This is a genomic window from Acidovorax sp. LjRoot204, from assembly GCF_056175785.1.
The window spans coordinates 1-3,261 of sequence record NZ_JBGFFF010000274.1 but is presented as its reverse complement, the minus strand read 5'-3'; the positions used below and the strand labels follow the sequence as shown (position 1 = coordinate 3,261).

At 64.7% G+C, this 3,261-nt stretch carries 4 protein-coding genes; all 4 read right to left on the bottom strand.

Annotated elements, in window-relative coordinates; genetic code table 11:
• Window positions 1-365 (bottom strand): ABC transporter permease (locus AC04MI_RS24290; protein ID WP_476498935.1); only part of this gene is annotated, 365 nt, incomplete at its 3' end.
• 22 nt (window positions 366-387) lie between these two features.
• A complete protein-coding gene (locus AC04MI_RS24285; RefSeq protein WP_476498934.1) occupies window positions 388-1,353 on the bottom strand; it encodes an ABC transporter substrate-binding protein in 966 nt (321 codons plus the stop codon).
• Window positions 1,354-1,759: 406 nt separating this feature from the next.
• Complete coding sequence (locus AC04MI_RS24280; RefSeq protein WP_436077145.1) at window positions 1,760-3,142, bottom strand: sensor histidine kinase; 1,383 nt, start codon at window positions 3,140-3,142, stop codon at window positions 1,760-1,762.
• Window positions 3,139-3,261 (bottom strand): winged helix-turn-helix domain-containing protein (locus tag AC04MI_RS24275; protein WP_476498936.1); only part of this gene is annotated, 123 nt, incomplete at its 5' end. The genes AC04MI_RS24275 and AC04MI_RS24280, both read right to left, overlap by 4 nt.

Here is a 3,261-nt window from a genome sequence, read left to right as displayed (position 1 = left end):
CCCTTGTACGCGCCCATCGCAATGCCCAACGGCACGGCAATGATGGCGGCAAGGATGAAGCCGCCGACCACACGCCAGATGGTCATGCCGATGTCTTTGATGAAGCCGTACTCGGTGAACAACAGCCAGCCTTCCTTCACCATGGTGACGGGGCTGGCCAGGAAGGTGGGCGACACGAAGCCGCCCAACGTGAAGAACGCCCACACCGCCATGAACACGACGAAGAAGGCCAGCCCGAGCATCCACCGGGCGCTGCTTCTCACAGGCTCCAGCGGGGCCAGCGAGCGCCGGCGCGCGGGGGCATGTGGTCCGGCTTTTTGCTCGGGTTTTGGCTCGGTAACGGAAAGGGGTTGCACGGCGGACATGGAGCGCTCTTCTTCCGTCTATTTACTTGATGAAGCTCGCGTCGAAGGTGACGGCCAGGTCTTCMGGCGCCTTGCGGATSAYGCCGGCCTCCAGCAGGATGGSCGYGGCKTCCTTCATGAASSTGGTSAGCTCGCCCGCGAAGAAYTTCTGGTTGGCGGCCTTGTCCTGCCAGCGCAGGWAGGMCGACGACTTGGCGAACTGCTCGCCSGTCTGCTTGACSGCMGMRCCCATGAKCTCGTTGGMCTTGGYCGGGTCGGCCTTGATCATGTCCAGCGCCTSGAAGTASGAGTKSGCSARYGCCTGYGCSGCCTTGCCGTTGGCCTTGAGCCAGGYGGGSKCGCAGCCCACGGTGTCCATCACCATGGGGTAGTCGAGCGTGGTGGCCAAGATCTTGCCGGCCGCAGGGTTGTCGCGCACGGTGGAGAGGTAGGGCTCGTACGTCATGGCGGCATCGTTTTGCCCGGCCACGAAGGCCTGCGCGGCCGCTTGGGGTGACAGCGTGGTGGTCTTCACGTCCTTGAGGCTCATGCCGTTCTTGCTCAGCATCCAGGCCAGGCCAAAGTACGGAGCGGTGCCGGGCGCATCCACGCCGATGGTCTTGCCCTTGAGGTCGGCAAAGCCCTTGATGTCGCCGCGCACCGCAATGCCGTCGGCGCCGTAGGACTTGTCCATCTGGAAGATCTGCACGATGGGCACGCCGTTGGCGTTCCAGGCSACRTGYGTTTCSACCGTGGTGGCGGCGCACTGGATGGACTTGGAGGCCAGSGCSAGGTGSCGGTCCTTCTGCGGAATCATCTTGATCTCSACRTCCAGGCCGTTCTTCTTGAAGATGCCAGCCTTGTCGGCCAGCGTGAGCGGTGCAAAACCTGTCCAGCCGGACATGCCCAGCACAATCTTGGTGTCCTGCGCCTGGGCCGGTGCGGCCAGGGCCATCATGCATGCTGCTGCCGCTGCCAGCGACGTCCATTTCACAACCGATCGAGTCATCATCTGCTCCTGTTTGAAGAAAGTACCTTGGCCCTGCCCACCGGGACGCACCTGCGTACCGGAGGCCATGATGACAGTTTCAGCATACCTGTATATACAGGGTAAACACTGAAAAATCCGACTCATGCGAGGGGGTGTCGATCTTCAGCAAGAACGGGGCCAGGGAGGATGGTGTGTTCTCTGGTGGTCCAGGGCACCAGAAACAACTCCTGATTTGATAGCTACCAGGGCAATAAACACCGGCACCACAGCGCAAAAAAGCCATCAATTTGCGTTGAGAAGCCGGACATGGCCGCTGGCATGTCCACTTCCCCATTGCACCAGGCCTGTGCGCTGGCCTGGCCGCGTCGGTGCGACGCCACCTGCCAGCGCACAGGCCAACCTGTCTATGCCACCGGCTCGCGACCTATTCCACCACCGGCAAACGCACGGTGACCGACAGGCCAGGCTCTGCATTGCGCATGTGCAATTGCCCGTCGTGCGCCTGCGCCACCAGCCGGCACAGGTACAAACCCAGTCCGACGCCGCCGGTGGCACGTTGGCGTGCGGTGTCCGGGCGGTAGAACGCCTGGGCCAGGTGTGGCAGGTGCTCGGGGGGCACACCGCGCCCATGATCACGCACCTCCAGTTCCAACACCCTCCCCTCATCCGCCAGCCGCAAATGCAGCTCAGGGGGGAAGGCACCCGACTCACTGTGGCGCAGGCTGTTGTCCAGCAGGTTGCGCAGCAAAAGCCGCAGGCGGGACCGGTCCAGCCGCACCGAGGGCAAGTCCGGCGCCACGTGCAAGGCAATGTCGGCGGCCCCGGCATGGCGGGAACACAGGTCGGCCACCACTTCGCGCGCCAGTTCGGTGACATCGGTGGGCTCGCGGTGCAGCGCCGCATGGCGGCCCGCCAGGCGCTCGCTTTCCAGCAGGTCGGTGATGAGGCCTGCCATTTCACCCAGGTCGCGCATCAGCGCCAGGCGCTGCGGTTGCACATCGGCCGTTTCGGGCAGCAGCTCGGTGTTCAGGCGGGCCCGCGTGAGCGGGCTGCGCAGCTCATGGCTCATCGCCAACAACAGTGCGCGCTTGGCCTCCAACATCTGGTGGATGTCATCCCCCATGGTGTTGATGGTCTCGGCCAGCTGGCCCAGCTCGTCCGGCCGGTGGGCATGCCGCACCGGTATGGGCTGGGCAAAGTTGCCGTTGCCAAAGCGCTGCGCGCCCTGGCGGATGTCGTCCAGCGGACGCAACAGATGCCGCACATATACGTAGGCCAGCGCCGTGAGCAGCAGCAGCACGGTCAGCGTGCCCCACGCAATGCGCGGGCGCTTGTCCCAGGACAGCGCGTTCAGGCCGAACTCGATATGGTGCCCATCTGCCGTCGTGCGGCGCAGCAGGCTGTGCCCGTTCTCGTCCCCGGTCCAGCGGTCTTCCTGGCGGACCTTGTCGCTCACCCAGTCGGGGTTCTGCTGGTCGGGGTGCGATGCCCAGTGGATCTGCGGCCCGTCGACGCGCAAGGTCAGTGGCAGACGATTGGCAATCGCCTGCGCACGCTCAATGCTCGGCGGGCTGCCAATCTCGGCGGCAAGGCGGTCCACATAGTCCATCAGCAGCGGCCGCGCAGCCTCGCGCCAGCCTACGGACACGGCCTTTTGCACCCCGCCCATGAACGTGACCGCCACAGTCACGGCCAGTGCCATGAACACCAGCACCAGCCGAATGCGCAGCGAATGCCCTACCGCGTGGCGCGCCCGGCGGTGCCAGGGGCAGTTCGGGTCTTGAATGGGAGAACAAATCTGCTTCATGGGGCAGCGCGGCGCAAAGCCAGGGAGTAGCCCACGTTGCGCAATGTCTTGATGCAGTCCAGCGGCTCCAGCTTTTTGCGCAACCGGCTCACTACGATGTCCACCGCGCGGGTGTACAG